Annotated in this window: 18 protein-coding genes and 1 pseudogene; 10 read left to right on the top strand and 9 right to left on the bottom strand. The window is 56.1% G+C overall.

The genetic code is table 11. The annotated features are described in order from the left end of the window. Position 1 precedes the first annotated feature (1 nt). Both GE107_RS04605 and GE107_RS04600 read right to left on the bottom strand, forming a co-directional pair. On the bottom strand, positions 2-1,897 hold the full coding sequence (locus tag GE107_RS04605) for a sensor histidine kinase (protein WP_219638301.1): 1,896 nt from the start codon (positions 1,895-1,897) through the stop codon (positions 2-4). Next, positions 1,894-3,471, bottom strand: coding sequence for a response regulator (locus tag GE107_RS04600; protein WP_219638300.1), 1,578 nt, complete (start codon positions 3,469-3,471; stop codon positions 1,894-1,896). Before GE107_RS04600 ends, GE107_RS04605 begins: the two co-directional genes overlap by 4 nt. 286 nt (positions 3,472-3,757) lie before the next feature. Between GE107_RS04600 and GE107_RS04595 the strand changes: the two genes are divergently transcribed. Next, positions 3,758-4,594 carry a DUF92 domain-containing protein gene (locus tag GE107_RS04595; protein ID WP_219638299.1) on the top strand — a complete coding sequence of 279 codons (837 nt, stop codon included), beginning with the start codon at positions 3,758-3,760 and terminating at the stop codon, positions 4,592-4,594. Between the two features lie 50 nt (positions 4,595-4,644). On the opposite strand, the gene GE107_RS04590 is transcribed toward GE107_RS04595, so the two are convergent. Next, on the bottom strand, positions 4,645-6,768 hold the full coding sequence (locus GE107_RS04590; protein ID WP_219638298.1) for a multicopper oxidase family protein: 2,124 nt from the start codon (positions 6,766-6,768) through the stop codon (positions 4,645-4,647). Between the two features lie 156 nt (positions 6,769-6,924). Between GE107_RS04590 and GE107_RS04585 the strand changes: the two genes are divergently transcribed. Beyond that, the gene (locus GE107_RS04585) at positions 6,925-7,617 is read left to right on the top strand and encodes a response regulator (RefSeq protein ID WP_219638297.1); all 693 of its coding nucleotides are present in this window, start codon (positions 6,925-6,927) and stop codon (positions 7,615-7,617) included. Then, a complete protein-coding gene (locus GE107_RS04580; RefSeq protein WP_219638296.1) occupies positions 7,614-8,987 on the top strand; it encodes a sensor histidine kinase in 1,374 nt (457 codons plus the stop codon). Before GE107_RS04585 ends, GE107_RS04580 begins: the two co-directional genes overlap by 4 nt. 19 nt (positions 8,988-9,006) lie before the next feature. On the opposite strand, the pseudogene GE107_RS04575 reads toward GE107_RS04580, so the two are convergent. Together GE107_RS04575 and GE107_RS04570 are read right to left on the bottom strand one after the other, a co-directional pair. Further along, a pseudogene (locus GE107_RS04575) lies at positions 9,007-9,219 on the bottom strand (winged helix-turn-helix transcriptional regulator); the annotation flags it as partial. A 101-nt stretch (positions 9,220-9,320) separates the two neighbouring features. Beyond that, entirely contained in the window at positions 9,321-10,127 is an 807-nt protein-coding gene (locus GE107_RS04570) for a ThuA domain-containing protein (protein ID WP_370636247.1), read from the bottom strand. 119 nt (positions 10,128-10,246) lie between these two features. Between GE107_RS04570 and GE107_RS04565 the strand changes: the two genes are divergently transcribed. The 5 genes from GE107_RS04565 to GE107_RS04545 all read left to right on the top strand — a co-directional run bounded on the left by GE107_RS04565 (position 10,247) and on the right by GE107_RS04545 (position 16,251). Continuing rightward, on the top strand, positions 10,247-11,908 hold the full coding sequence (locus tag GE107_RS04565) for a GMC oxidoreductase (RefSeq protein ID WP_255570182.1): 1,662 nt from the start codon (positions 10,247-10,249) through the stop codon (positions 11,906-11,908). 198 nt (positions 11,909-12,106) lie between these two features. Then, the gene (locus tag GE107_RS04560) at positions 12,107-13,690 is read left to right on the top strand and encodes a spore germination protein (protein WP_370636246.1); all 1,584 of its coding nucleotides are present in this window, start codon (positions 12,107-12,109) and stop codon (positions 13,688-13,690) included. Then, positions 13,687-14,862 carry a Ger(x)C family spore germination protein gene (locus GE107_RS04555; RefSeq protein ID WP_219638293.1) on the top strand — a complete coding sequence of 392 codons (1,176 nt, stop codon included), beginning with the start codon at positions 13,687-13,689 and terminating at the stop codon, positions 14,860-14,862. Before GE107_RS04560 ends, GE107_RS04555 begins: the two co-directional genes overlap by 4 nt. A 15-nt stretch (positions 14,863-14,877) precedes the next feature. Next, a complete protein-coding gene (locus GE107_RS04550) occupies positions 14,878-15,120 on the top strand; it encodes a hypothetical protein (RefSeq protein WP_219638292.1) in 243 nt (80 codons plus the stop codon). Between the two features lie 24 nt (positions 15,121-15,144). Beyond that, a complete protein-coding gene (locus GE107_RS04545) occupies positions 15,145-16,251 on the top strand; it encodes a GerAB/ArcD/ProY family transporter (protein ID WP_219638291.1) in 1,107 nt (368 codons plus the stop codon). A 497-nt stretch (positions 16,252-16,748) separates the two neighbouring features. Here the strand turns inward: GE107_RS04545 and GE107_RS04540 are convergent, their stop codons facing one another. Further along, positions 16,749-17,582 carry an AraC family transcriptional regulator gene (locus GE107_RS04540; protein WP_219638290.1) on the bottom strand — a complete coding sequence of 278 codons (834 nt, stop codon included), beginning with the start codon at positions 17,580-17,582 and terminating at the stop codon, positions 16,749-16,751. A gap of 161 nt (positions 17,583-17,743) precedes the next feature. Between GE107_RS04540 and GE107_RS04535 the strand changes: the two genes are divergently transcribed. Beyond that, positions 17,744-19,822, top strand: a complete 2,079-nt coding sequence (locus GE107_RS04535) for a beta-galactosidase (protein WP_219638289.1) — start codon at positions 17,744-17,746, stop codon at positions 19,820-19,822. A gap of 348 nt (positions 19,823-20,170) precedes the next feature. Here the strand turns inward: GE107_RS04535 and GE107_RS04530 are convergent, their stop codons facing one another. Next, entirely contained in the window at positions 20,171-22,123 is a 1,953-nt protein-coding gene (locus GE107_RS04530) for a glycoside hydrolase family 127 protein (protein ID WP_219638288.1), read from the bottom strand. A gap of 190 nt (positions 22,124-22,313) precedes the next feature. Here GE107_RS04530 and GE107_RS04525 point away from each other — a divergent pair, with 190 nt between their 5' ends. Then, on the top strand, positions 22,314-23,078 hold the full coding sequence (locus GE107_RS04525) for an AraC family transcriptional regulator (RefSeq protein WP_370636244.1): 765 nt from the start codon (positions 22,314-22,316) through the stop codon (positions 23,076-23,078). Between the two features lie 10 nt (positions 23,079-23,088). On the opposite strand, the gene GE107_RS04520 is transcribed toward GE107_RS04525, so the two are convergent. Both GE107_RS04520 and GE107_RS04515 read right to left on the bottom strand, forming a co-directional pair. Continuing rightward, on the bottom strand, positions 23,089-24,057 hold the full coding sequence (locus GE107_RS04520; RefSeq protein WP_219638286.1) for a glycoside hydrolase family 43 protein: 969 nt from the start codon (positions 24,055-24,057) through the stop codon (positions 23,089-23,091). Positions 24,058-24,073: 16 nt separating this feature from the next. After that, a complete protein-coding gene (locus GE107_RS04515; RefSeq protein WP_219638285.1) occupies positions 24,074-26,455 on the bottom strand; it encodes an alpha-L-arabinofuranosidase C-terminal domain-containing protein in 2,382 nt (793 codons plus the stop codon). Positions 26,456-26,491 lie beyond the last annotated feature (36 nt).

Below are 26,491 nucleotides of genomic sequence, written 5' to 3'. Positions count from 1 at the left end.
CCTATAATCGGGAGTTTGACGGAGTCAAACTCTCTCCGCTCAGGGAGTTTGACGGAGTCAAACTCTCTCCGCTTGCGGACGACGGCAGCGTAACGGTGACGGCGGTTCCTTCGCCCGGAACGGATCGGATCTGCAGGCCGTAAGGATCCCCGTATAAGATCCGGATGCGGCGGTTAACGTTGGACAACCCCACATGGCGTTCGCTTTGCAGGAGTTCCTCCGTCTGCGATGTCTCCATGCCTTGCCCGTTGTCCTCGATCCGGAATACGCGCGCGTCCCCTTCCAGGCGGCATGCGATTCGCAGCACCCCTTCCTTCTTCTGCCGCTTGAAGCCGTGAACGAATGCGTTCTCCACGATCGGCTGCAGGAAGAACTTCGGCACGCCTTCCTCCAGCAAACGCGAATCGATCTCGTACTCCACCCGGACCGAGCCTTCGAGCCGCTTGCACATGATGGTGACGTAGCCCTCCAGGTAAGCGAGATCGTCCCGGAACCGGACGACGGAGGCCTCGGTCTTCACCATGTATTTGAGCATGTTGCTCAGACTCACGACGATCTCGCTGATTTCGTACTCTCCTTTTTCAAGCGACATCAGACTGACCATATTCAAGGTGTTGTACATGAAATGGGGATCGAGCTGCAAATTCAGCGCCTTGATTTCCGCTTCCTTCTCGCGGATCCGGGTTTCGTAATTTTCCTGGAACAGCTTGCGGATATTTTCGTTCATGTCGTTGAATTTCTTCATCAGCACCCGGAATTCGTAGCTGCCGCTTTCCCGGAACCGCGTCTCGAATCGTCCTTCCCCCGCGTTGACAATCGCCCGGATCATCGTCCGGAACGGCTGGGTGACGAGCCGGGACAGGAAGAACGACAAGCCGACGAACAGCAGCGTGATGATCCCCGCCGAAATCAGCATGTTCCGGATGTATTGCCGGATGACCGGTCCCAGCAGCTCCTGCGGGGGAATGACGGCAAGGCTCAGCCAGCCGGTGATGTCGGAGCGGGAGAAAGCGACCGCCTGCTCCTTCCCACCGATTTTGAGCATCCGCACGCCATATTTCTCGTTCATCATATCGCCCAGTTCGGGAAGGTTGATCGTCTTCGTAAGAGACGAGCGGTCCGGGTGAGACACGATACGGCCCTTCTCGTCCACGACGAAGTAAGTGCTGCCGCTGACCGGGATGCTCCCCGCGAACACGCCGGTGAACAATGAGTCCTTGAAGTTCAGGATGAGGACGGGCTTGTCCTGCATGTCCGAATAGGACCGGAACGTTCCTTTGAAATAGGAGCCCTGGATCATCGTGACCGCCGAAAACAGGTATTTGTAGTCGTAGTCCATTTGCTTCAGGTACGGAACCCGGAACATGTCGGAGAAATCGTAGGTCGGCACCCAACGGGTTTTCCCGGCCCCTTGCCGGGCGATCCGGCTGAGCTCGGTGTCGTTGAATCCCTTCATCGGAATGAAGTTCTTCGAGTGCTCGCTGTTGGCCGACGAAGCGGTTCCGAATATGAAATAGGAGGTCGCCACCTGCACGGAATACAGGTCTTGCGATTGGGCGAAATATTTGTCGAGAATCCCCTTGATGCGCAGGTCGGCGGCCAGCACTTCCGTCTTGTCGGCCGGATGCAGCTTCGAGAACGTCTCGTAGAAGTCGGCATCCTCCGTAAAGCCGTAGATCATTTCGCGGATCCTCGAAAATTTGGCGTCCAGGATCTCGTCGTTTTTCCTGACGATCGTGTAGACGTCTTTTTTGGCCATCTCGAGCACGGTGTCGCGGCTAAGGCGGTAATCGCTGAAGCTTAAAATGAGCACCGTAACGGCAAGCAGCAGCAAATAGGTAATGAGCAGCTTCGTATGGAGGCGGCTGTCCCGAATCGCGTTCAGAAGGGCTTTCATGCTCCGGCGCCTTTCCCTTTCATTTGGCGGAAAACATTGGGCGATAACCCGGTTTCGCGCTTGAACATCTTGTTGAAGTAGGCGGCGTTGCGGAATCCGACCTTCTCCGAGATGTCGGCGATCTTCTCTTGGCCGTTCTCCAGCATCGCCTTCGCCTGCCGGATCCTTACTTCCAGGAGATATTCGGAGAAGTTTAAACCCGTTTTGCTTTTGAACAGATTGCTGAAATAGGACGGGTTAAAATGGAACAGGGACGCAACGGACTCGAGCGAGAGGTCTTCCATGTAATGCTGCTGCAGATACGCCTGACATCGCAGGACGATGAGCCCGTTCTTGTCCAGGCGCACTTGCCCGGCCTGCTCCAGCCAACCTTCCAGAAGCTTCTTGAACCGGAACTTGAGTTCCCGGTATTGGATGCAATCGCCAAGCCGTTTCTTCTGGTCGTAGTAGTTTAATTCCTGCGCATCGGCGGGCAACATCCCCTGCAGGCCTTCCGTCATTTGCCACAGGATCAGGTTCAGCTCTTCCTTGATTCGGTCCGGTTCCGGATAAGGCGGGGTTTCTCGAGGGCGGAAAAACGCATGGAACAGTTCCATCGCCTTCGTCCGGTCCCCGGCCTTCACCGCCAGCGTCAGCGGTTCGGCCAGCTCTTTGGAACCGGGCGTCACGCGCTCGGTGAATGCGCGCACGTCCGACCCCCATAGAATCGACTCGTCATGGGAATAGAAACGGTGGCGCAAAGCCAGCAACGCTTCGTCATAGGCATCTTTCAGGCGTTGCGGCTCCAGGAGGCGGATCGTGCTCACGCCGAGTACGGCCCCTTCCGTGACGTCCGCCCTGAACCTTTCGAACAGCCGGACGACTTTGCTGACGGTATCGGACGGTTTGGCCGCCAGCGGGCGCTCGAGCCACACGAACGATACGATTCTGCCCGTCGCGGTATCGCCGAATGTCACGGTTCTCCCGATCGACGACAAGAGCTTGGCCCACCTCTCCTTCGCCTCGTCCGCCGAATAAGGTTCGCACGGTTCGCTCCCCGACGCCCGCTGCGGACCGTTGTCCATCGCCATCGCGAAACCCGTACCCGTTGCCGGTATCTGACGTTCGAGCTCCAGACGCTGCCTCTCGTTTAATGAACCGGCGATCAGCCCGTTCCACAGATGCTCCTGGTAGACGGTAACGGACTGATGCAGAGCGGATTCCCGGGCGAAGAGGTCCTCCAGCTTGCCGATGACCCGTTCGATGTCCGGGAGGCCGATCGGTTTGACGAGGTATTCCACGACGCGGAACTCGATCGCTTTCTTGGCGTAATCGAATTGGCCGTAGCCGCTGATCAGCACCGTCTTCACATACGGCTTGTGCCGGGCAATCCGCTCGATCAAGGTCAAACCGTCCACGTCGGGCATTCGGATATCGGTCAGAACCGCATCCACGGCCTCCCTCTCGAGGTTCTCCCATGCCGATTCGGCGTCCGTCGCCTCGAGGATGCGGTATTGCGGCCGCTGCCTTCCGATAATGGCCGCCAAAGCTTTGACCTGGCGCGGCTCGTCATCGACGATGAGCAAAGTCGTCATTCGAACACCCCCAAACATAGCGGTTCGTCGAATTCAAGAAAGCGCTGTCACGCTATAATATATCCTATCTATCGCTGCTTTGGGCATCATTTTTTTTGGAAAACAGCACGATCTTGAGATTTCGATTCTGCCGATCACTGAGCACTCGGAAAGAAACATGGATCAGGAACTTTTGTTACAATCAAATCAAGTATGATGACCAAGGGCACGCCGGAACAACGCGATCGCGTCGCTCAGGCATTGCGTTGAGGTATAATGGAAGAAAGCAATAAAGGGGGGGAAGGCTGTGGAGTGGTTCATCGGATTGGCCGGCAGCACAGGGATCGCTGGGGCGGCTTATGCCAAACGGTCGCTGTCCGGCTCCGGCTTCCTGGCGGCGGTAATGCTGGGCACGGTAATGTATGCGCTTGGAAGCGCGGTCTGGTTCGGCTCCCTCATCGCTTTTTTTATTTCATCGACGTTATGGTCCAAGTGGAAAAAGCATGCAAAGGAAAAGGCCGAGAGCGGCTACGAGAAATCCGGACGGCGCGATGCCGGTCAGGTGCTCGCAAACGGAGGGCTGGGGCTGCTGCTATGCTCGGCCTATTGGGCTTGGCCGCATGCACTTTGGTGGTATGCTTTCCTCGGCGTCATGGCGGCGGTAACAGCCGATACGTGGGCGACGGAAATCGGCGGCTTGAGCCGGACGCCGCCGAGATCGATCAAGACGGGCCGGCGCGTTGCGCCCGGTACATCCGGAGGCGTCTCCGGCCTCGGCCTGGGCGCTTCGCTGGCCGGAGGCTTGTTTATCGGCGCCGCAGCATGGATGCTGCTGCTTGCGTGGCCCGGCCAAACCGCGCCGGACGTGGCCTCGGCGCCGCTTAGGCTGGCCGCCTGGGGCGGAATAGCCGGACTGGCCGGCATCATCGGATCGCTCGCCGATTCGTGGATCGGGGCGACCTGGCAGCTCATGTACCGCTGCGGCGAATGCGGTCGAGAAATCGAGCAGGCCCGCCACTGCGGCAGGCCTGCTGAACGAATCCGCGGCCGCGCCGGCTGGAACAACGATGCGGTCAACGTCGCCGGCTCCCTTGCGGGCGGCGCTTCCGCGGCTTTGCTGGCGCTGGCGCTCGGCTTAGCCTGAATAAATCGGAAAGAACGATCGGGACCCCCAAGGCTATGCGTTCTTCTCGATCAATCCGGCAAGTTCCCGGACCTCGTCCCCACCTCGTAAGAAGAGCGAACGTTGTCGTACATCAGATGCAAAATCATGCCGGTCGCCGCATGGTCCAGGTTATGGCAATGGTCCATCCACATCCCCGGATTGTCCGCGACGAATCCCACTTCATAGGATTCCCCGGGAAGCACGTTTAACGTATCGGTCATCCAAGGCGTTTTCACTTTCTCTCCGTTCTTCTTCAGTACCGTCATATGATGGCCGTGCAGATGCATCGGATGTTCGGCCAGACTTTTGTTCACGAAGGTGGTCTTCACTTTGTCGCCTTCTTTGACGACCAAGGTCGGCACATGGGGATACACTTCTCCGTTAATCGTCCACAGAAAAGTAAATTTCCCGTTGTAGAACCCCATCTTGTTCCCGAGGATCATCTTAAACTCCCGATCGAATTTCGCTGCGGCCGTGATTGCATTCACCACGGGCTTGCCGTAATCCGACGGATCGAACAGGCCGGATTCCGCTTGAAAGGCCGGATTCGCCGGCGGGGTATCCGTATAGAAAACGAAACTCGGATTGCGATCGTTCCGATCATCGCCAAGCTGGAACAGGACGGGATGGTTCGGCATCGTGAAGGCGACGTCGTATCTGCCGCCTGCGCCCAGCCTGAACGCGGTCCGATCGGACAACGAATCCGGGTTTTGGATCCGCACGCCGTCGATGCTCGTAATTCGGTAGCTGGCGCCCTGCAGCAAATATTTGCGTGACAACTTATCCGTATTGATGACCCGCAGCTTCACTTTCTTCCCCGGCTCGATCTGCTTGAATTGCTCTCCGTCCTGGATGCCGAAAGCGTTGACGCGTCCTTGACCCGTCTTCCAGCGGTGATTGATCAAGATAACCTCTTCGTCATACGTGTCGTCTTCCTGCTTGGGATCCACGATCAACGCGCCGAACAGTCCTTTCGCCACTTGCTCGGACGCTTGCTGATGGGAATGGAACCAATAGCTTCCTTCTTGGTTGGCCCGGAATTTATAGGTGAACGATTGCCCGGGCTTCACGACATTCTGGGTCATGCCCGGTACGCCGTCCATCGCATTCGGAACGTTATAGCCATGCCAGTGGATCGTGACACCCGCGTCAACATCTTGGTTGACGAGCTTCACTTCGATCATCTCCCCCTGTCGTACGCGCAGCTCGGGAGCGACTTCCCCATTATACGTCCAGGCATCGATCTCGGCGCCGGACGCAAGCGTAACCTTGCCCTGCCGCGCCGACAGCACGAATTTGCGGTCCGCGGGAGCCGAAATATCCCCCTTCAAAGCGGCCACTTCCACCATCGAGGATGGATTCGATTGATTTTGCTCCTCCATCGAATGGTCGTGAACGTGATGGGAGCCCGTCATCCGGGTTGGCGTCCCGCCCCCTTCGTCTACATGCTCATGGTTCATCATGTCGGAAGCCTCCGGCAGTTTCGAAGTCTGGATGCCGACTACGGCATGAAGCACGAAGACGGCGACAGCCACGATGGCCGTAAGAACCCCCGCATACGCGAACTTTAACCATCTGGACCCGACTCCTTGCACGTGGTTTCCCCCTTTCAACCCGTTGAGATATCTCCTTCTGAGAATCAGCGCCGGTACGGCGAGAAGGAGAACGATCAGAAGCAGCCTCATCACGATTTCCGCCAAATCGGGCAGGATCGGTTGCGCAATGACCATGCTGAAGGCGGCCATGCCCGACACGAATGTCAACGCGTAATAAGACAGCGAGATGGCGGGCATTGCGGCCTTGAGCCATGTATCCCTCGTCAGCGGCTGCTTGTTGGACTCCCCCAATGCGTATACTTTCGGCATCGTGACCCACAACCAATGGATGTGCAGAACAAGCAGCAACGGAATGGTCGCCTTGAAGGTGCCTTCCACGAAGAGCCAGCCGCTTCGATACAGCCAACCGATTTGGAACGCATACCAGAGCAGTCCGATCAGGAGAGCCGCATAACTCAACATAAGCAGCAGGATTCTCCGTCTTTTCAGCTTTTGATTGTTTGCGGCATAAGGCAAGCTCGTGGCCACCAAACTGGCCAACGCCCATAATACCGTCATGGCGAAAGTCAGCAGAATGCCTGCAAGGGTCTCGAACATATGGACTTCTCTCCTCGCGATCGTTTTTCAAACCTTATATTCGCTATCCTAATCCTGGAATGTTGCGAACTTATGGTGAAAAAATCGAGAGGTTGTGGGAATGGCCAATGTCCGTTAAAGTGGAAATGGTCATGGTAAGGATTGGGAGGCACGGTCATGGGGATCAAAGTGTTGATCGTAGAGGACGAAACGAAGATCTTGTCGCTGATGGAATCGTATCTTCAAACCGAAGGTTATGAGGTGCTGACGGCGGCGGACGGAATGTCGGCCGTGCAGTTGTACGCGAAGAGCAAGCCCGACGTCGTGATATTGGACTGGATGCTGCCGAACCTGAACGGTTTGGATACCTGCAGGAAGCTGAGGCAGCTGGGTTCCCCCGGGATCATCATGGTTACGGCGAAATCGGAGGAAACCGACAAAATCGTCGGACTTGAAATGGGAGCGGACGATTACTTGACGAAGCCCTTCAGCCTGAGAGAGCTTTCCGCGCGGATCCGCTCGTTGCTGCGGCGGATGAACCTGAACGGCAACGATGAAACGGCCAGCGTGCTTCGAAGAGGCGATCTTGCGATTCGCGAAGACAGCTTGCAGGTTTTCCTAGGCAGCCGCGAAGTGCATCTGACCCCTACGGAGTTCAAACTCCTTCATTTGCTGGCATCGAAACCCGGCCGGGTGTATAGCCGAATGCAGCTGCTTCAGCACGCGTTCGAAGACGAATTCATCGTCGACGAGCGGACGGTGGATTCCCACATCAGCAAGCTCCGCAAAAAATTGGAGAACGGCGGTCAGCCGATCGATTACATTCAGACCGTATACGGCTTCGGTTATCGTTTCGGAGCGGAACCATGAAGATCAGAACGAAGCTGATCCTGTCGATGAGCGTTTTGCTCGTGTTCATCCTGCTCTTTCTGCTGGCTGTCACGCATATTCAATTTTATATTTCGAGGGATTACGCTTATCGGGAGGATAAAGCCGTTTTCGAAGCTTTACGGCAGGAGTTCGAGCGGTATTACGCGGAGCATGGCGGTTCCTGGGAACAAGTGGGGGCCGCCGAGTTCAAACGGACGCGCGGCTTTGCCGAAGTTCTTCTCTACGTAGACGGAGTCCCGCTGTACCGGCAAGGACGTCTGGGCGTCGATGAGCTTCGGAACGAAGGCTACAAACTCGCGATCTTCTCCGGCGAGCGGAAAGTCGGCCGGCTCTACGTGATGAACGACAAGCAATACAAGACGTACGAATTCAAAAAAATGTGGTACGGCATCTTGCCCGCAATCGGTAGAGCGTCGCTGCTGTTCACCTGCGCCGCCGCCCTGCTGACCATTTTCTTATTGTCCTGGAGACTGACGCGCCCCATCCGAAGAATCATCCAAGGGATCGAAGGCGTCAAAAAAGGAGCACGGGACGTATCCTTCCCCGTTCGAAGAAAGGATGAATTCGGGGCGATCTCCAGGGCCCTCCGGGACATGAACGAGTCTCTCGCGAATGCGGAACGTGCCCGCAAACAGCTTCTCTCCGATGTCGCGCATGAATTGAGAACGCCGCTCATGATCATCCAAGGAGAATTGGAGCTGGTGCAGGAGACGGGCGACACGCTCTCTCCGGCTAAACAATCCTCCATCCTCGACGAAGTTTTGCGGTTGTCGCGATTGGTGAATGAGGTGCTGGATTTATCCAAGCTGGAGGCGGGCATGAACGAGCTCCGCCCGGAACCGGAGAACCTTGCGGCGTTGCTGGAGGATGTAGCGGAGAAAACCCGCTTTCTTGCGGAGGATAAACAAATCTTGCTCACGATTCACGGAGCGGAGGACGAAATTCTCGTCAAGGCGGAAAAGCCGCGCATTCTCCAAGCCCTGTACAACCTGTTAACGAACGCGGTCTATTACACGAACTCCGGCGGCCGAATCCAGGTCTCTCTCGATCGGGAATGGCATCCGGATAAGCATCAACAATATGCGCGCATCCGGATCGAAGATTCCGGTGTCGGCATATCCGCGGCCGATCTCCCGCATATCTTCGACCGCTTCTACCGGGCCGACCATGCCAGGGCACGACCGACAGGCGGCACGGGACTGGGGCTCGCGATCGCGCAGCAGAACGTCCTCGTCCATCAAGGCTGGATTGACGTTCAGAGCGAGGCGGGCCAAGGATCCGTGTTCACGGTTTATTTGCCCATCCATCCTTCTTCGTCCGAGCCCAAGGGCAAGAACTTGCATCCGTAAACCTGGAACTGCCGTACCCTCATTCGGAGCAGGAAGACTTCCATTCGCGTTGATGGATATATTGCGCGCCCCACTCGCCCAGCTGGTCCAAGATGGATTTCAGCGACCTTCCGAATTCGCTTATTTCATAGACAACTTTCGGCGGCACTTGATTATAGACCGTTCTAGTGATGATGCCGTCTTCTTCCAACGAGGCAGCACGACGCTCTTGCCTTATCATCTCGGACTCTATTATGACAACGATTCGAAGGCCGAAACTCGGTGACGAAGCGGTTGAAAAGCAACCGGCCCGCAGGAAGCCGCGGGCCGGTTGCTTTTACAGTCAGGTGTTCCCTATTGCATACGAAACTCGATCCCCGGCGGCCGCGATTGCCGGAACGTACGCAGCATCGGTTCCAGCGGCGGCGTATTGCCGAAGGTCGGCTTCGCTCCATGCGGTGACGCGGCCCAGCGGACGGCGTTGGCGATCACCTTCAGCACCGTCTTGTTGTAATAGGTCGGATACGCTTCATGTCCGGGACGGAAGTAGAAGATTTTCCCCCGTCCGCGTTCGTACGCGCAGCCGCTGCGAAATACTTCCCCGCCTTGAAACCAACTGATGAAAACCAGCTGCTCGGGAGCGGGAATTTCGAAAAACTCGCCGTACATTTCCTCCGGTTCCACGACGAAGGATTCCCCGATTCCCTCCGTAATCGGATGGGCGGGGTCGACCACCCACAAGCGTTCCCTCTCCGCATCTTCCCGCCATTTCAAATCGCACGTCGTTCCCATCAGTTTCTGGAAAATTTTCGAGCGATGGCCGGAATGCAGGACGATCAGCCCCATCCCGTCCAGCACTCTCGCCTGAATTCGATTCACGATCTCGTCGGACACCCGTTCGTGCGCCAGATGGCCCCACCAGATCAGCACGTCGGTGCCGGTCAGCACCTCCTTCGTCAAACCATGCTCCGGCTGATCCAGCGTTGCGGTCCGGATGCGGAATCCGTAAGGCCCGATGCCCGCCGCAAGGGCTTCGTGAATACCCCTCGGATAGACGGCGGCAACCTTCGGATCCGTTCTCTCGTGGATATATTCGTTCCAGATCGTCACGCGAATCCCATTCCGGAGAGGCGTTTGCGCCACGGTTTGCTGTTCGTACACTTCCGATCCCTCCTTCGATCATGGAGACATGCCAACATGATGTAACCGTATTTCAAGGACGCAAGAATCATAGTCATGATAAGTAAAGATAAATCCTTCTCTATGAGGATGTGTGGACCTTGAGGTTCTATATCGCCCGCGGTGAGGAAACGTTATACGGGATCTCGTTGCGATACGGGATCGGACTCGATCGGATGATGTCTGCGAATCCGCACATCGACCGGCCCGATGATACAATCGCGGGTCAAACGGTCCGCATCCCCTCCCCGGAAACGCCGCTAACCCGGCATCGGGTGGTCGCGCCTTTCTGCCCGCCCCTTCCCGAAACCGACTTCCTTCATAATTGGATTCCGCTTACGACTGCAGAGCGGATGGCCGAAACCGAATACGACGCCCTGATCGTCGGTTCGGGGGCCGGGGGCGGAGCTGCCCTCTGGCGGCTGTGCGAAAGGTGGGCGAACGCCGGAAAACGGATCGGGATCATCGAACGGGGTCCTCAATACTTGCCTACGCATGTCTCGAACATCGCGACCATTGACGGAAATACGTTCCGAATCTATCGGCCTCCCGAGATCACCGATCTGATCGGCGACAGGCTCCCCCAGTATTCCGGCATGAAGCTTATCTACGCCTTAGGCGGCAGAACGATTCTGTGGGGAGCGATAACGCCCCGCATCCCCGATTTCGAAATCGCGTTAAATTGGCCGGTCCCTGTCCACGAAATGGAAATGTATTACAACATCGCGGAAGAGGTGATGACGGTCACCAAATCCTATACGAAAGACTCTTCGATCACGCGGATCCTGCTGGAGAGGCTGCGGGATAACGGATTCCGCAACGCGGACGATATTCCGGTCGCCGCCGATCTGGATCAGACGCAATACGGACGGGTGCATTCCAACGTCTTTTTCAGCACGATTGTCCTGCTCGCCCGGGCCTTAGGCCTGCGCCCCTTCGATCTGGCCGTCGATACCTATTGCGCGGAGGTGCTGACGGAAGGAGGCAAAGCCCGGGGCGTCCGGGTGATGACCCCCGATAAACGATCGTATATCATCAAGGCGAAGAACGTCGTCATGTCGGCGGGCGCGCTTCAAACCCCGCGGATTCTGCTGAACTCGGGGATTCCGGGCAAAGCGATCGGCAGATATCTGACCAACCATTCTTACCTGGTATCAACGGTATTCGTCGATACGCGTCATTTTCCGGAACCTCTCGGGGTATTGGGTATTCTCGTTCCGGAGCTGGAGGATCGTCCCTATCAGCTGCAATTGCAAGGACCGGGAGGCTACTTCAATTACCACTATGAGCCGAAGCCGGTCCGGGACGAATGGATCGTGACCGACTTCTATGCGTCGGGCAAAGTGGAGTCGCGATACGAGAACCGCGTTTACGTCGATCCCGGAAAACGGGATGCGTTCGGGATGCCGGAGCTGCAGGTCAGCTTCTCGTTCAGCGAGAAGGACGAACAGATCGTGCAGCGGATGTATGAAGCCGTATTTCGGGCTTCCTCGGCGATGCAGCTGCGATTGTCCATGGTTGGCGGCGCTCCCGCCATCTGCAGGCTGCCGCCCGGAGCCGACAACCATGAATCCGGAACGTGCCGAATGGGCGACGATCCGAACACATCGGCAACGAACCGGTTCGGGCAAATCCATGGCGTGCCGGGCCTGTACGTGGCCGACACCAGCGTTCTTCCCTCGATCGGAGCCGCCAATCCGACCTTGTCCGCCGCCGCGTTGGCCATTCGGACGGCGGATGACATCGTTAGCCGGCTGCCTTGACCGGGGGAAATCGTCGCGAGTATACTTTCAGCTTATGCCCCGCCCCTTAAATGGGTTAATACCCAAACAATGCCTACGAAGCCATTTCCGATTCCTTTTCGGGGACCACGGGCGATATTCATTCAGTCGTCTTGTCCCTGTGAATTTTTGTTGGAATTAGGGCCACAATAGTACCATCTTCAGGGGAGGATGGTACGTTTGAACATCTTCAGATGGCTGGTGAAAAAAAGTTATCGCGGCAAAATCCCGGGAGCGGGTACCGTTCAACGAGGAGTTCCGCTTCCGGCTGCTTCGCCGGCTTCGGCTCCTTCCGGCATTTCACCCCTTCTGTCGGACAACCTGGAGAAGTTGAAGCTGATTTTCGACCGTTGCAGCGACATCGTGGTCGAGCCTTGGCGCTACGGTCCCGGCATGAAGCACTCCGTATTCTCCATCTATGTGGAAACGCTGATCCAAAAAAAAGAACACAATTATTTTAAACAATCGCTCCAGGATCTCGTCACGCACGAGGTCGGTCCGGGAACGGACGTTACGCCCGATGACGTGAAATATTACTTCGAACGCAACGTCGGGTCGAGCCAGAGCGCCATTCTGATCGACGATATCAACGACGCGGTCAACAAAGTACTGCAAGGACATATCGTCATTTTCTTCGACGGCTGGGACAAAGCGCTGGGGTACGAAGCGACCGGTCTTGAAACCCGGCAAGTGTCGGAATCGACCCTCGAACCGGTCGTGCAAGGGCCTCGCGAAGCGACCGTCGAAAACATGAAGAAAAATATGGGCATGCTGCGGGAACGTTTGAGAAATCCGAGCTTCAAAATCGAAACGGTTCAGACGTCAGGAGTCACGAGAACCAAGTTCGCTTACGGCTATTTGGATGGAATCGTGAATGCGGAAATGCTGAAGGAATTCCGGAAGAGAATCGATAAGCTGAAGAACGAAGAAGTACTGGAAACGTCTTACGTCGAAGAGCTGATCGAAGATTCGGCGTACTCCCCGTTTCCCCAATTCCGTTACACAGAGAGAACGGATGTGGCCGTCGCCGCCTTGGTGGAAGGGAAAATCATCGTGCTGGTCGAGGGAACGGGGTCCATTCTCATCTGTCCCGGCCTGCTCGTGGATCTGCTGCAATCGAACGAAGACTACTATCAACGGACCGTCATCTCCAGCCTGATCCGGTTGATCCGGTTAGTCGCCCTGTTCATCGCGATCGGGCTTCCCAGCATCTATATCGCTTTTTCCACGTTCCATTCGGAATTGCTCCCAACCGTTCTCCTGCTCGCCATCATCAACTCCAGGGAAGGAATTCCATTCCCCGCGGTGATCGAAGCCTTCATCATGGAATTCTTTTTCGAATTGCTCCGGGAGGCCGGCATCCGGCTGCCGCGCCCGGTCGGATCCGCGGTGAGCATCGTCGGGGCGCTCGTCATCGGGGAAGCCGCCATCAACGCAGGCATCGCGTCGCCGATCATGGTCATCATCGTCTCCTTGACCGGGATCGCCTCCTTCGCCATTCCCCAGTACAATTTCGCCATCGCGCTGCGCATCTTGCGGTTCCCGCTGATGGCTTTCGCTGCCTTCTTGGGGATATTCGGCATCATGGTCGCCTTCCTGCTGATTTGGCTGCATCTCTCGAGTCTGCGCGTTCTGGGCCAGCCTTACCTGAGCCCTCTGGGTCCTTTCATTCCGCGTCAAATGAGGGATGTGTTCATCCGGGCTCCGCTCGGATTCCTGATGCGATCGCCGAAAACCCAGCATAGGAGTGAACCGGATTCATGAGCAGACGGATTGGACTGGCGGCCAGCCTGTCGGCATTATGCTTGATGACGGGCTGCTGGGATCGGGCCGAGCTGCCCGAGAAAGGATTCGTGATGGGCATCGCGATCGATGAAGGCAGAGAAGGGAAAATCTCTTTGGCCACGCAAATTTACCGGCCGTCCCAAGGCGTCAGCAGTATCGGCGCCAAAACGGCCGAAACGGCGTTCGTGAATATCACGACCGAGGATAAGACAGTCGCCAGAGCGATCCGCGACATTCCGATCAACCTCGGCCGCAAGGCCCAATGGAGCCATATTCGCCTGATTATGATCGGGGACAAGCTGGCGCGTAAACGACCGATCACGGAGCTTCTGGAGTTTTTTTACCGCGATCACGAGCCCCGGCTCACGATCAAGTTCATGATCACGAACGGTGAGGCCTATCCCTTTTTGCAGCTCAAACCCTACATCGAAAATACGATTTCCCAGCAACTGTTCCAAAGCGAGAAAGCCGCTGCGGAGAATAGCACGAAAACGATAGATATGGACTTGCTGAAGCTGGGTCTTCAGCTCAAGGGCGAAACCGGCAATGCGGTCGTCCCCTATCTGTATGAGACCCAAGAGCCGCTCAAAAGGCCGGAGAAAACCCCGAATGTCGCCGGACTCGCCTTGCTGAAGAAGGGGAAGCTCGTGGGCGTGATGGATCCGTCCATGGTCGAATATTTGCAAATGCTGACGGGAGTATACAAGAACGGAATGCTCGATATTCCCTGCCGGCCATCGCCCGAAGGCAGGCAGGTGAAAGAAGTCGTGGAAGCCCTCAACTCTCAAAGCCGTCTGCAGACATCCATCGGTCCGGAATCGGCAACGGTCCGGTTCCAGATCAAAATCGATCTTGCGTTGATCGAGCTTGCCTGCACCAAAATCAAAACGAGCTCTGACGAAAGGAAGTTCGCTAAACAGGTGGAGGATACGGTGCGGGAGCGAATCGAGGAAACGGTCGACTGGATGAAAGAGCAGAAGTTCGACGGGATCGGATTGGGCAATAAGATCAACGCCAAGAATCCAAAGCTGTGGAAGAAATGGAAACCGGACTGGGACAGCCGCTTCGCCCGGACCCGGTTCAAGATCGATGTGAAGGTCAAATTGAAAACCAGCGGTACGACGATCGGCAAACCCGTATTCAAAAAATAAAGGGAGGCAAGCGGCATGATGGGCAAGCTGATCTTGCTCATGATTATATACGCGGGGATCGGACTGGCGGACAGGGCCAGGCTTAGCAAGCTGGGCAGCCGTGAGCTGGCGGCATATGCCGCCATGCTTCTGCTTTCCCTGTATCTCGGCATCGATTACGTCTTCGATCTGAAATGGCCGTTTCTGGAGGATGCCGCCAAACTCGTGTTCGGAAAATTCGCGGGTTGGATCGTGAAAGGATTAACGGTTTCTTCATAAAATCCAGAGGAGGGCGTGAAAGGAATGAAAACGCGCGAGCAAATCAGCGCCGGGCAAATGTCCGTCATGTTTTTTTCTTTCATGACGGGCTCCTCGATCGTGAACATTCCGGGGCCTCTCATCGGTTATGCCAAGAATGGAGCATGGATATCCCTGCTCCTTTCCCTTGCGATCGGCGCCGTTCTGCTTGTCTGCATTCTGTCCTTATACCGCAAATTTCCCGACTTGACCTTCATCGAATACAGCAGGGCAACCGTCGGCAAATGGCTGACCGTTCTTCTCGCCATCCCCTTTATTTCATTCCAGTTCCACATGACATCCGGAATCGTCCTGGACATCGGCCTGTTCTTGAACACCTCGATGTTGCGACAAACTCCGCTCTATCTTTTCTCATTGCCCATTTTCTTTGTTGTCGCCCTCACGGTCCGTTCCGGCATCGAAACCATGGCCAGGATGTTCTTCGTGCCGATGGTCGTCGTGCTCGCCTCCATTACCTCCATCCTGATTTTGTCCATTCCGAATTATAACCTCGAGGCCTTGCTGCCCTTGATGTCGGACGGATTCAAACCTGTACTCCTCGGCGCCTATTTCTCCTATGGTTTCCCTTATGCCGAACTCGTGCTGATGTCGATGGTTTTCCCGCACATACGTAAGAATGAACGGATAAAAATCGCGAGACCGTTGTTTCTCGCCCTATTTCTCAACGCTTTTTACTTAATCGCGGTGACGCTCAGCACGATCCTGGTGTTCGGTCCGATGGCGGCGGAACGCATGTATTCCATGTTCGAAGTCGCCCGGACCGTCGATCTTCTCGAGGTGATCCAGCGGATCGAATCGCTGGTCGGCATTTCCTTGATCATGGCCTCTTTCATGAAGGCGGCCGTCACTTTGTTCGTGCTCAATATGACGTTTACGAAACTTCTGAATTTGCAGGACGACCGCATTCTCGTGTTCCCGCTTGCGCTGGTTTGTTTCCTGTTTTCCATGAATCAAATCGAGTACGGCCAATTCTTCTGGATCAATTCCGTAACCGTCATCCATCCCGTATGGGCAACCGTCTCTTACGTGCTGCCTCTGCTGATCGTAAGGACGGCGGCGTTTTTCCGCCGCAGGCCCGGTCCATCGCTATGATCAAGCGCTCTCCCGAACAGCTCGTTTCCGAATCCTTCGTCAGACGACCTCGCCATCCAGCGGATAGTGCCCGGCAACCGTTTTCCGAAACGATTGAACGAAAGTCAGCTGCCATCCAAGGGATCAATGACGCCTATTTCGTCATCATCGGAATCGGCGTTATCGCCTTGCTGCTTTCCTTCTTCATCAAACGCGTTCCCCAAGCTTCCGAGGAAGAGTCCGAAGCGGCGTTTAAAAAGGTAAAGGTCGCAGAAGCTTGAGTAAAAGAAGCGAGAAATCACGTCGAGTCATAACCACCGGCTTAGCCGGTGGCTTCTGCTCCCTTCAGCCCTATAAGGGCATGCTGGAAGCAAGCGCCTTTAGAGGCACTGAGAGTCTGCCATCCGCGTGTTGCCACGGGCAAGCCCCTGAAAAGGGGCCTCCCCCTTTTTTCACCAACTCACCTGTTAAAGGGTTTCCGTATCTGCACTCCCTATCACCTTTCCGCAAAACCGCCGTCATCCATACAGATCACGGAATTGCTGGGGCGTCATTCCCGTCATCCGGCGAAATTGGCTGATGAAATAACTGCTTTGGCTGAATCCCGCCTCGAACGCGATCTGCTTGATGGCGAGCGGAGTCGATACGAGCAGGTTCTTGGACAGCAAGATCCGGCTTTCCGTCAAGTATTGCGTCGGCGACTTGCCTACGGCATCCCGGAAAATTCGGGTAAAATGGTGCGGACTGTACCCGGCTTTCCCGGCGATCGACGTCAAACTCAAGTTACCGGCACAGCTCGCCCGGATGTAATCGGCCGCTTCGAACATCTTCTCGCGGGTGCCGTTTCCCGCCTGGCGGCGACGCCGACCGGCATCATGCAGGAGCGCGGCAAGCGCCTCGTACAGGGCCGCCGACAGGGCCGGTTCGCTCAAGCTCTCGAATGTCCCCGCCAACCGGGTCAACTTCTCCAGCGCTTGCTCGACGGATTTGCGCTGCTGCGTAAGCGTAAAGAGCCAAACCTCTCCCTTTCCTTTGGGGCCCAGCAGCGACTCGATTCCATTTCCGGCAAAATGAACCCATCGAACATCCCAAGGATCGCCCGGATCGGTCCCATAATCCTGGCTCTCGCCGGGTCCGTACAGAAAACCGGAGCCGGCCGACAATTCCTGCCGCTCTCCTCCGGCTATCACGTATCCTTTGCCCGCGACGATGACATGCAGGTTGTATTCGCTCAACATCCCGGCAGGTCTCCGTTCGCGGTGATCGGGATCATGAGCATAGCGGCCGCAGGATTCCGGATAGCAGACATAATGCAAATTGCTGGGCCGCGGCAGATAAATATGCTCCCTCACGGTGTCTCACCTCAATTTTGGATGCGTTTGTCACGATCGCAAAATATTGATATCATTCGCAAGATCCCGTCATTTACTCTATATCGTTTTAGTTTAAAATGAAAGACATATGCGAAAGAATTCGCAATATTTTATCACTCCATCTGTCAGGAGGATGCGGCGTGCCGAAATCGACCAAAGAAGAAGCGATACGGCTGGGTGTGTGTTACTATCCGGAGCATTGGGACGAAAACTTGTGGGAGGATGACTTCCGCCGCATGCGGGAGCTCGGATTCTCCATCATCCGCGTGGCGGAATTCGGCTGGGCGATCATGGAGCCGGAGGAAGGCGTCTTTCGGTTCGATTTGTTCGACCGGGCCCTCGACTCCGCTCACCGTCATGGCCTGAAGGTCATCTTGGGCACGCCGACGGCAACGCCCCCGGCTTGGCTGACGCACCGCTATCCGGAAGTGCTTAACGCCTCCATGGATGGCACCCCTTACCGGCACGGCCAGCGGCGGCATTACAATTACAACAGCCCCGTTTACCGGCAGCTTTGCGCGCGGATCACGAGGCGGATGGCCGAGCATTACAAGGACCATCCCGCGGTCGTCGGCTGGCAAATCGACAACGAGCTGAACTGCGAGATCAACGTGTTTTATTCGGAAGCCGACCATGCCGCGTTCCGAGTATGGCTGCAGCGCAAATACGGCTCCTTGGACGCCCTGAATCGGGCATGGGGAACCGTCTTCTGGAGTCAAACGTATACGGCGTGGGAGCAGGTATTTCTTCCGAGGCCGACGCCTTCCGACTCCCCGAATCCGCACCAGGCGCTGGACGAGAAGCGGTTCATCTCGGACAGCGCGATCGAATTCGCCCGCATCCAGGCCGATATTCTGCGGGAAGTCGCAGGTTCTCGGCATTGGATCACGACGAACGGCATGTTCGGCCATCTCGACAACCACCGGATGACGGAGGAGTTGCTGGATTTCTTCTCCTACGACTCTTATCCGCAGTTCGGAACGATTCATCCGGATGAGGGGCCCGAACCGTTTCTGGACCGGATGTCGAGTTTGTACTTGAGCGGCGTGCGCTCGATCTCCCCGAATTTCTGCATCATGGAGCAGCAGTCCGGACCGGGAGGATGGGTGAACCGGCTGGCGATGGCTTCGCCCAGACCCGGCCAAATGCGGCTATGGACGTATCAGTCGCTCGCACACGGCGCCGACATGCTTCTCTATTTCCGCTGGCGCACGGCCACATTCGGCACCGAAATATACTGGCACGGCATCAACGACTACCATAACCGTCCGAACCGCAGGGTGCTTGAAGCCGCACGCATCGGGCAAGAGCTGGCGCAGGTTGGCGGAAAGCTGGCGCAAAGCCGTTACGAAGCGAGCATCGCGATCGTAAGCGACTACGACAACAGCTGGGACGGGGAGCTCGACGTCTGGCACGGCCCGCTTGCCGGTCAAAGCACGAGGGCTTGGTTCAAATCTCTTCAGCAAGCACACATTGCGGCCGATTCGCTGACGTTGACGGACCGGACGAAGCTTGCCGATTTGCAGCGGTACGGGGTGTTGGTGTATCCGCATCCCGCCATCTTGACGGAATCCGCAGCCACGCTGCTCCGCTCCTACGTGGAAGCCGGCGGCATCGCCTTGTTCGGAGCCCGCACCGGCTACAAGGACGAGCAGGGGCATTGCCGGATGATGCCGATGCCTGGCCTCGCCGCTTCCCTGTGCGGCATTACGGTCGAGGACTTCACGATAATCAAGGGAACCGTACCCGCTCCAACGCTGCGCTTCGTTGGCGAAGAAGACGGCGGCGAAACGACCTCAGCCGGCTCGCTTATCGCCGAAGGCTTTAACGATATTCTGCGGGTCGAGGCAGATAGCGTGAAGGTGATCGCCGAGTATGCGTCCGACTATTATGCCGGGAAGCCTGCCTTAACCGTCAACGAGCTGGGCCAAGGGCGCGTATACTATTACGGCGCCGCTTACAGCGAAGCGGTCGTGCGCAAGCTTCTGCCGGAGCTTGGTTTGCGGAAGACGGCGGAGGACGTCGTTCGCGCGCCGGCAGAAGTTGAGCTGGCTGTCCGGCGGCATCCCGCTACCGGCGAAGCCTTTATTTTCGCGCTCAACTATTCGGGACAGGCGGCAACGCTTCGGTTGCAGCGCAAATCGGTTGATTTGCTCAGCGGCAGCTCCTTGGAGGGAGACATCGAGCTGGAGCCATACGGCGTACTGGTGCTAAGCTGATCCTCCACATTGATAAATAGGCCAACATCACCTTAAGGTCAGGCCGGCCGATTTGTTGAACTGAGATCAACGCCGTGCTGCTAAGGGATCTAACCGCGCGAACAGCCTGCGCTGGGATGGCGAGTTCGCGAGCCGACGAAAAGGAGGCAGATTAGTGGGAAAATGTCCCACTAATTTGCCTCCCTTCGGCGTTTTCGTAACAATTAGAAGGAAAAATTCCCACTAATACACCCCTAACACCCGAATTCACGGTTTGTAGGCGATATTAGTGGGAGCTTTTCCCTCTATTTTCGCATCCACTTTCCAAAGGGACAATTGAATGTCAACTTTTCCCTCTATTTGGGGCCATCAAGCCTGGAATCTCAACCACACCGACATTTCTCCGCTCTCCCGGTTCCCCCACAGGAAGTAGGGGACGGCCCGCGCTTTGACGCGGGAAGCGGCCTGGATTATTCCCGCCGGCAGATAGGGATTCTCTCCGCTCCAGCCGTTCTCGTCCGCCTTCCGGCCTTCGGTTTCGATCACGACGACGCCTCCGAGCAAACCCGGATCGAAACGGGCATGAAGCGTCGAATCGGGACCGAACGAGAGCGATGCCAGCGGTTTGCCGTTATCCGTCTCCTCCAGACAGTAAACAAGCGGGCCATACTGGATGGCGGCTTTCCCGGCGTTCGCCCGGATTTCGGGATGCGCGACGATCCATTCCGCCCGGAGCGGCAGCTGCCATTCCACGACGTCTCCCTCCGACCATTCGCGGTCTATGTGCGCATAACCGCCTTTCTCGGCGTTAGAATAATCCGTCTCTGCGCCGTTCACCAGCAGCCTCGGCCGGTCCGCGCACCACGAAGGAATGCGCAGAGCAAGCGTAAACCGGGTCGCCGTCTTCGGAGACACCTGAAGCTTGACGTTCCCTTCCCAGGGCAGCGACGATTGCTGTTGCAGGGTGACCGGCACGTCACCCAGATGAAGCGTGAACTCGCTGCCGATAAACAGATGGGCGTAAACGGTTTTCGTTTTCTCGTCCGCGGTATAGATATAGTCGCCCAGTGAAGAGATCAGCCGGGCGATATTCGGCGGGCAGCACGCGCACCCGTACCATTTGGGCCGGGCCGGTTTGACATGGTGCTTCCCGGGATTTTGCGCGCTGGCTTCCGGCCATACCTCCAGCGGGTTGACGTAGAAGTAGTTGTGACCGTCCTTCGACATGCCCGCGAGCACCAGATTGTGCAGCGCGCGCTCGATGACGTCGGCGTACTTGCTGTCCGCTTCGAGCTGCAGCATTCTTTGCGCGAAGAAGATCAGGCCGATGGAAGCGCACGTTTCCGCATAAACGGTATCGTTCGGCAAATCATAGTCGAAGGTAAATGCTTCCCCATGATGCGTAGATCCAATACCGCCCGTAATGTACATTTGCTTGGTCGTCATGTTGTCCCACAGCTTGCGGCAGGCTTCCAGCAATCCGGTATCTCCGGTCAGCCGCGCAAGATCCGCCATCGCCGTGTACATGTATACGGCCCTGACCGCATGGCCGACTGCCTTCGTCTGCTCCCTCACCGGCAGGTGGCTCTGATGGTACTCGTGATGCGGTTTCGCAGCTTTCGCGCCTCCGTTCCAGAAGGAAGTTTGCCCTCTGGCCTCCCACTCCTGTTCGAAGAACTTAGGCTCCCGTCCCCGTTCGTCGATAAAATATTGGCTTAACTTCAGATAGCGCTCGTTGCCGGTCGTGTTGTACAGCTTCACGAGCGCCAGCTCGATTTCCTGATGGCCGTCGTAACCTCTGATCTTGCCCGGTTCGGTGCCGAACACCGAATCGATGTAATCCGCGAACCGGCACATCGCGTCCAGCAGCTTCCGCTTGCCGGTCGCTTCGTAATAAGCAACCGCCGCTTCGATCATATGGCCCGCGCAATATAACTCGTGGCAATCGGTCAGATTCGTCCAGCGCTTCTCCGGCGCTTCGATCGAGAAATACGTATTCAAATATCCGTCGTCCCACTGCGCTTGAAGCGCCAGGTCGATCGCTTCGTCCGCGATCCGCTCCAGCTCCGGGTCGGGATGCGAAGCCAAGGAGTGGCCGACCGCCTCCAGCCACTTGGCCAGGTCGCTGTCCTGAAAGACGAACCCTCCGAAGTTCCCCTCCTCCAAGCCGGCGGCAATCCGGAAATTCTTCATGCAATGGCTCGGTTCGGCACCGGGAACCCGGTCGTTCAGCATCTCCCATTGATAGGGGATGACGGTTTCCCGGACCAGCCGTTCATACGGCGTCCAGAACGGATCGGAAATGCGGGCTTTTCTCATCATGTTCGTAAGCCTCCAAAAATATAATGAACAACACTATCATATTCTGTTAGATGAAGATAGAATATAGATAACCTTAACTTCTTTTTTATAAATTTCAACACAAGGAAGTCGATCGGACATGGCGCCTGAATCCCTTGTCGTATCCTTCCCGGCCCCTCCTTTTCCCTACTATCTAGAAGGAGGAAAAACGGTGTACGGGCCGGGCGACCAACATCCGAACCGATCCCGGCTGGGCGTGTTCGATCTCATTTTTCTCGTCAAAGGCACTCTGTTCATAGGTGAAGAACAGACCCAGTGGGACCTGCGTCCCGGACAGGCCTTGCTGCTCCTTCCCGATCGCCATCATTACCCCGTCAAACCCTGCGAGGAGCCTACCGAGTTTTATTGGATTCATTTTCAGAGCGCTCGCGAATGGGAAGCCTCGGGAAATTCCCTGAGCGCCAATCGGATTTCTCTCGCCCAATATTGGACCGTTACGGATATCGGCCACGCCGAACGGTTCTTCCGTTACCTGCTCACCCTCTCCCTAAAACCCCGTTCCATTTCCCTGTGGGAGGAGCAGAGCACGTTCTGGGATTTGCTCCGTTACATGGAAGAAGGGAGGAAAGCCGCTTGGCCTTCCTCCCCGCAAGTCATTGCCGATAAAACCGAAACCTATCTCAAGCAGCATTACCAAGCCGAAATCACGAACGAGTCTCTGGCGGAGGCGCTTCATTTTCATCCGAACTACGTCATCCGATGCATGAAAGACGTTTACAACTGCACGCCGATGGAATACCTGTTCCGCTACCGGATCGAACAAGCCAAGCTGCTGCTGCTCAAAACGGAATGGCCGGTATCCGTAATCGCCGAGCAAGCCGGTTTCCGTTACGCGCCCTATTTCTCCAGCTGCTTCAAGAAGCAAACCGGCGAGTCCCCTCTTAAGTTCCGCCAACGGTTCAAAGGCTCGCCCTGACTTCGGGCGTTCACCCGGGGACCCCGAAGTTCGGAGTTCCATCCTCGTTCCAATTCAATACTTGCGCGCGTGTATGGCGATTGGGGTCATTCAGCGGCTCGCCCTCGATTTCCTTGTAGCTTCGGGAGTGATACACCAGAATGTCGGCCGAACCGTCCTCCGAAACGGTGAAGCTGTTATGGCCCGGGCCGTACTCGCCGGTCTCTTCGTTCGACCGGAATACCGGCTCCGGCGATTTCGTCCAGGATCGCGGATCCAACAAATCGCTTGTGTCCGAAGCGCTTAACAGTCCCATGCAATAATTGTGGTCCGTGGCGCTTGCCGAGTAGCTGATATAGATTTTGCCGTTCTTCTTGAGTACCGCGGGCCCTTCGTTCACCCGGTGGCCAATGATCTCCCACGCATATTCCGGTTTCGCAAGCAATACCTGCTTGCCGCGAATCGTCCACGGATCGGACATCTCGGCGATATACAGATTGGAGCTTGCCGGCGTTTCCTGGTCGTACTGCGCCCAAACCAAATACCTGACGCCGCGATGCTCGAAGGTCGTGGCATCCAGGGAGAAGGAGTCCCAGTCGGTCCGAATCTGTCCTCTCTCCACCCATGACGCTTCCAGCGGGCTCTCTGCCTCGTTTTCCAGGACGTACATGCGGATTTCCCAATCCGTCTCGTACTCTTCCGAGCCGCCGGCGGCAAAATAGATATACCACTTGCCGTCGATATAATGGATTTCGGGCGCCCAAATATGTCCGCTCATTCTGCCCTTCCCGTGTTTCCGCCAAATGACAACCGGTTCGACGGTACCGAGCTCCCGAATCGTTTCAGCCCTTCTCAGCTCGATGCAGTCGTAGGCGGGAACGGTAGCGGTGAAATAATAATAACCGTCCGTATGCTTATAAATCCAGGGATCGGCCCGTTGTTCGACAAGCGGATCCGGGTATGGGCGGTTGATGTTCGATCGATCTTTTGTAAGCATCATGTTTTTCTCCTCATCTTCATCTCATTCTGAATACCGTAATGGAATGTTTGGGAAACTCGTAATGAAAACTGCAGCCTTCCGTGCGGAATTCCTTCCGGGTCGGCCGCACCCGCTCCGGCGACGCGAACGTGTTCTCGTCTTCCAACGCATAGCCGGACATCTCATACACTTCGACGGTCAAAGACTTTGCTTGCATTTCCGCCGGAACAATCTGTCCGCTAACGTTTTTCTCCTGCACGTTGACGACCTTAACGATGACATCCCCCGTAGAACGCTCATAGCTCGCGGAATAATATAGCGGCTCGATGACCGGAAGCTTGTCTTCCGTATCGTGGAATAACACGCCGTCGATCCAAGCGCGGATTCGTCTGCCCGCTACGTTCAATGTCAACTCGTATTCCTTATCGGTTTCCACGTTGAAGATGCTTTGGGTGAGGCAAGAGGTTCTGCCGTTTACGCTGGCGCACAAGGCGGAATCCTGGTTCTGCCACCCTCCGAAATCCCAGAACAATTGATTGTTGCCGTCCCGTTTGCCAAAGTACAGGTTGAATCCCTTAGGTCCGCTGATTCTTTGCGCTTTCAACCTCAGCGTATAATTCACCCAATCCGTTTCGCCGAGGTCCAGCGTTGCGATAGAGGTACCGCTCCGCCGGTCTTCTTCCGTATCCGACAGCTCGGCGGACGAGCCGTTCAGAAACGCTTTCGTTTCTCCGGTCTCGTCGTTAACGAGCAGTATGTCCCGGAAACGGAAAGAGCAACGCTCTGTCCCGAGCGCGAAGGCTCCATTAATCGGCTTGATCGCTTGTTCCTGTTTTTCCTCGAAGCCTGTTGCCTCGATGGTTAAGAGCTGGTCGCCCTGGTGATGCATAAACAGCTTCTGCACGTAATAATTGGCGGTTCCGTAAACTTCATGGTTGTTGAACCAAATCAAGTCCGGCTTCCAGTTGACGTAATCCACGTTGCAGAGCATCGGCGCATAGCAAGCCAGGGCTACCGCGTGGGCGTTCCTTTCAAGGCCGGTCATAAAAGCCGCTTCGACAAGGGCGTTGTAATACGTGTTCCCCCATGTCGCGTATTCACCCAAAAATACTTTCGGCTCATCGGCTTTGAAGGCGTCGTAGCGGTCGACATGCGCGAGAAACCATTCCGGCGTCTGATAATAGTGCTCGTCCACCAGATCCGATCCATTTTCTTTCGCGGATTTCCAGCCGCGTTCATACTCGCTACCGGCCGCGAACGGACCGGCGGAATTGATGACTTTGATATCGGGATACTTCGCTTTGATGGCTCTGTGGAAATAGGGATAGCGTTCGAAAAACGGTTCTCCGACTTCTTCGTTTCCGATGCCGATATACTCCAGTCCGAACGGCTCCGGATGACCCAACTCCGTCCGTATCGCTCCCCACTTGGTGGACGCATCGCCATTGGCGAACTCAATCAAATCAAGCGCGTCGTCGATCCACGGCTGCAGCTCGTCCAGCGGGACGATTCGTTTATGATGCGGGTCGTATCCTGCCGGCAAGATCGGAATCGGCTTGGCGCCGATATCCTCGCAGAACAGAAAGTATTCGTAATAACCCAAACCAAGCGTTTGATTATAGACCCAATTATTCCGTCTGGCCGGTCTTTGCGCGATATCGCCAATCGTGTTTTTCCAGCGGTACATCGAATTTCTGTCGTCGGGATTCAAAGACCCGTCGTGAATCAAGCAGCCGCCCGGAAAACGCATAAACTTGGGTTTCAGATCCGCGATCATCCGGGCAATGTCTTCCCGCAGGCCACCCGGCCGGTTGCGAAAAGTCCGTTCCGGAAATAGGGACACCATATCCAGGTACAGCTTCCCTTTTCCCTTCGTTACCAGCACAAGACGGCTGTTGGTGTCGGTAGCGATCGCCGTAATTTTCGCCTCGTATTTCGTCCATTCGGGCGATTGGACCGTTACCGTTGCCTCTCCATGAACGGACCCGTCCGTCCCTTCTATCGTGACGACAACCGGCTCGTCAAAGCTGGTTTCCCGCCGTGCATAAACCGAGAACAAATAAGATTCTCCCTGTTTGACCGGGATTCCGTTAAAACCGGTGTTCATGATTCCGACGCCATCGCCCTCGGACAGAATATCGATGGCGACGTAATGAAGGTTTCGCGGATTTAGAGGATAGCTGTCTTCAACGGCGATTTCCGCCTGTCCGCCGCCTCTTTCGATTTTCTCCCACGCCGTCATGGCATGATATTCCGCGCGATCGATCGGATCGAATTCGAAAGAACGGTTCTGCACAAGCTCCGCATACAGCCCTCCGTCCGCCGCATGGTTCAGATCCTCGAAAAAAATGCCGAACAAGTCGCCTAATTCCGCACCCCGCTGTTGCGTATATACAGTTAATGTCGGTTGCGCACGCATGACGTTTTCGACTCCTTTGCAATGTCCGTGCGACCG

It is taken from the genome of Cohnella sp. CFH 77786 (assembly GCF_019400745.1).
Classification (GTDB): domain Bacteria; phylum Bacillota; class Bacilli; order Paenibacillales; family Paenibacillaceae; genus Cohnella.
This window is presented reverse-complemented; position numbering and strand designations above follow the sequence as displayed.

What these genes read in the sequence shown, in the direction of transcription:
- GE107_RS04550 (WP_219638292.1), top strand. Translation starts at nt 14,878, where the DNA reads ATGATGGGCAAGCTGATCTTGCTCATGATTATATACGCGGGGATCGGA.
- GE107_RS04585 (WP_219638297.1), top strand. Translation starts at nt 6,925, where the DNA reads ATGGGGATCAAAGTGTTGATCGTAGAGGACGAAACGAAGATCTTGTCG.
- GE107_RS04590 (WP_219638298.1), bottom strand. Translation starts at nt 6,768, where the DNA reads ATGTTCGAGACCCTTGCAGGCATTCTGCTGACTTTCGCCATGACGGTA.
- GE107_RS04600 (WP_219638300.1), bottom strand. Translation starts at nt 3,471, where the DNA reads ATGACGACTTTGCTCATCGTCGATGACGAGCCGCGCCAGGTCAAAGCT.
- GE107_RS04530 (WP_219638288.1), bottom strand. Translation starts at nt 22,123, where the DNA reads ATGATGAGAAAAGCCCGCATTTCCGATCCGTTCTGGACGCCGTATGAA.
- GE107_RS04515 (WP_219638285.1), bottom strand. Translation starts at nt 26,455, where the DNA reads ATGCGTGCGCAACCGACATTAACTGTATATACGCAACAGCGGGGTGCG.
- GE107_RS04545 (WP_219638291.1), top strand. Translation starts at nt 15,145, where the DNA reads ATGAAAACGCGCGAGCAAATCAGCGCCGGGCAAATGTCCGTCATGTTT.
- GE107_RS04520 (WP_219638286.1), bottom strand. Translation starts at nt 24,057, where the DNA reads ATGATGCTTACAAAAGATCGATCGAACATCAACCGCCCATACCCGGAT.
- GE107_RS04580 (WP_219638296.1), top strand. Translation starts at nt 7,614, where the DNA reads ATGAAGATCAGAACGAAGCTGATCCTGTCGATGAGCGTTTTGCTCGTG.
- GE107_RS04605 (WP_219638301.1), bottom strand. Translation starts at nt 1,897, where the DNA reads ATGAAAGCCCTTCTGAACGCGATTCGGGACAGCCGCCTCCATACGAAG.
- GE107_RS04555 (WP_219638293.1), top strand. Translation starts at nt 13,687, where the DNA reads ATGAGCAGACGGATTGGACTGGCGGCCAGCCTGTCGGCATTATGCTTG.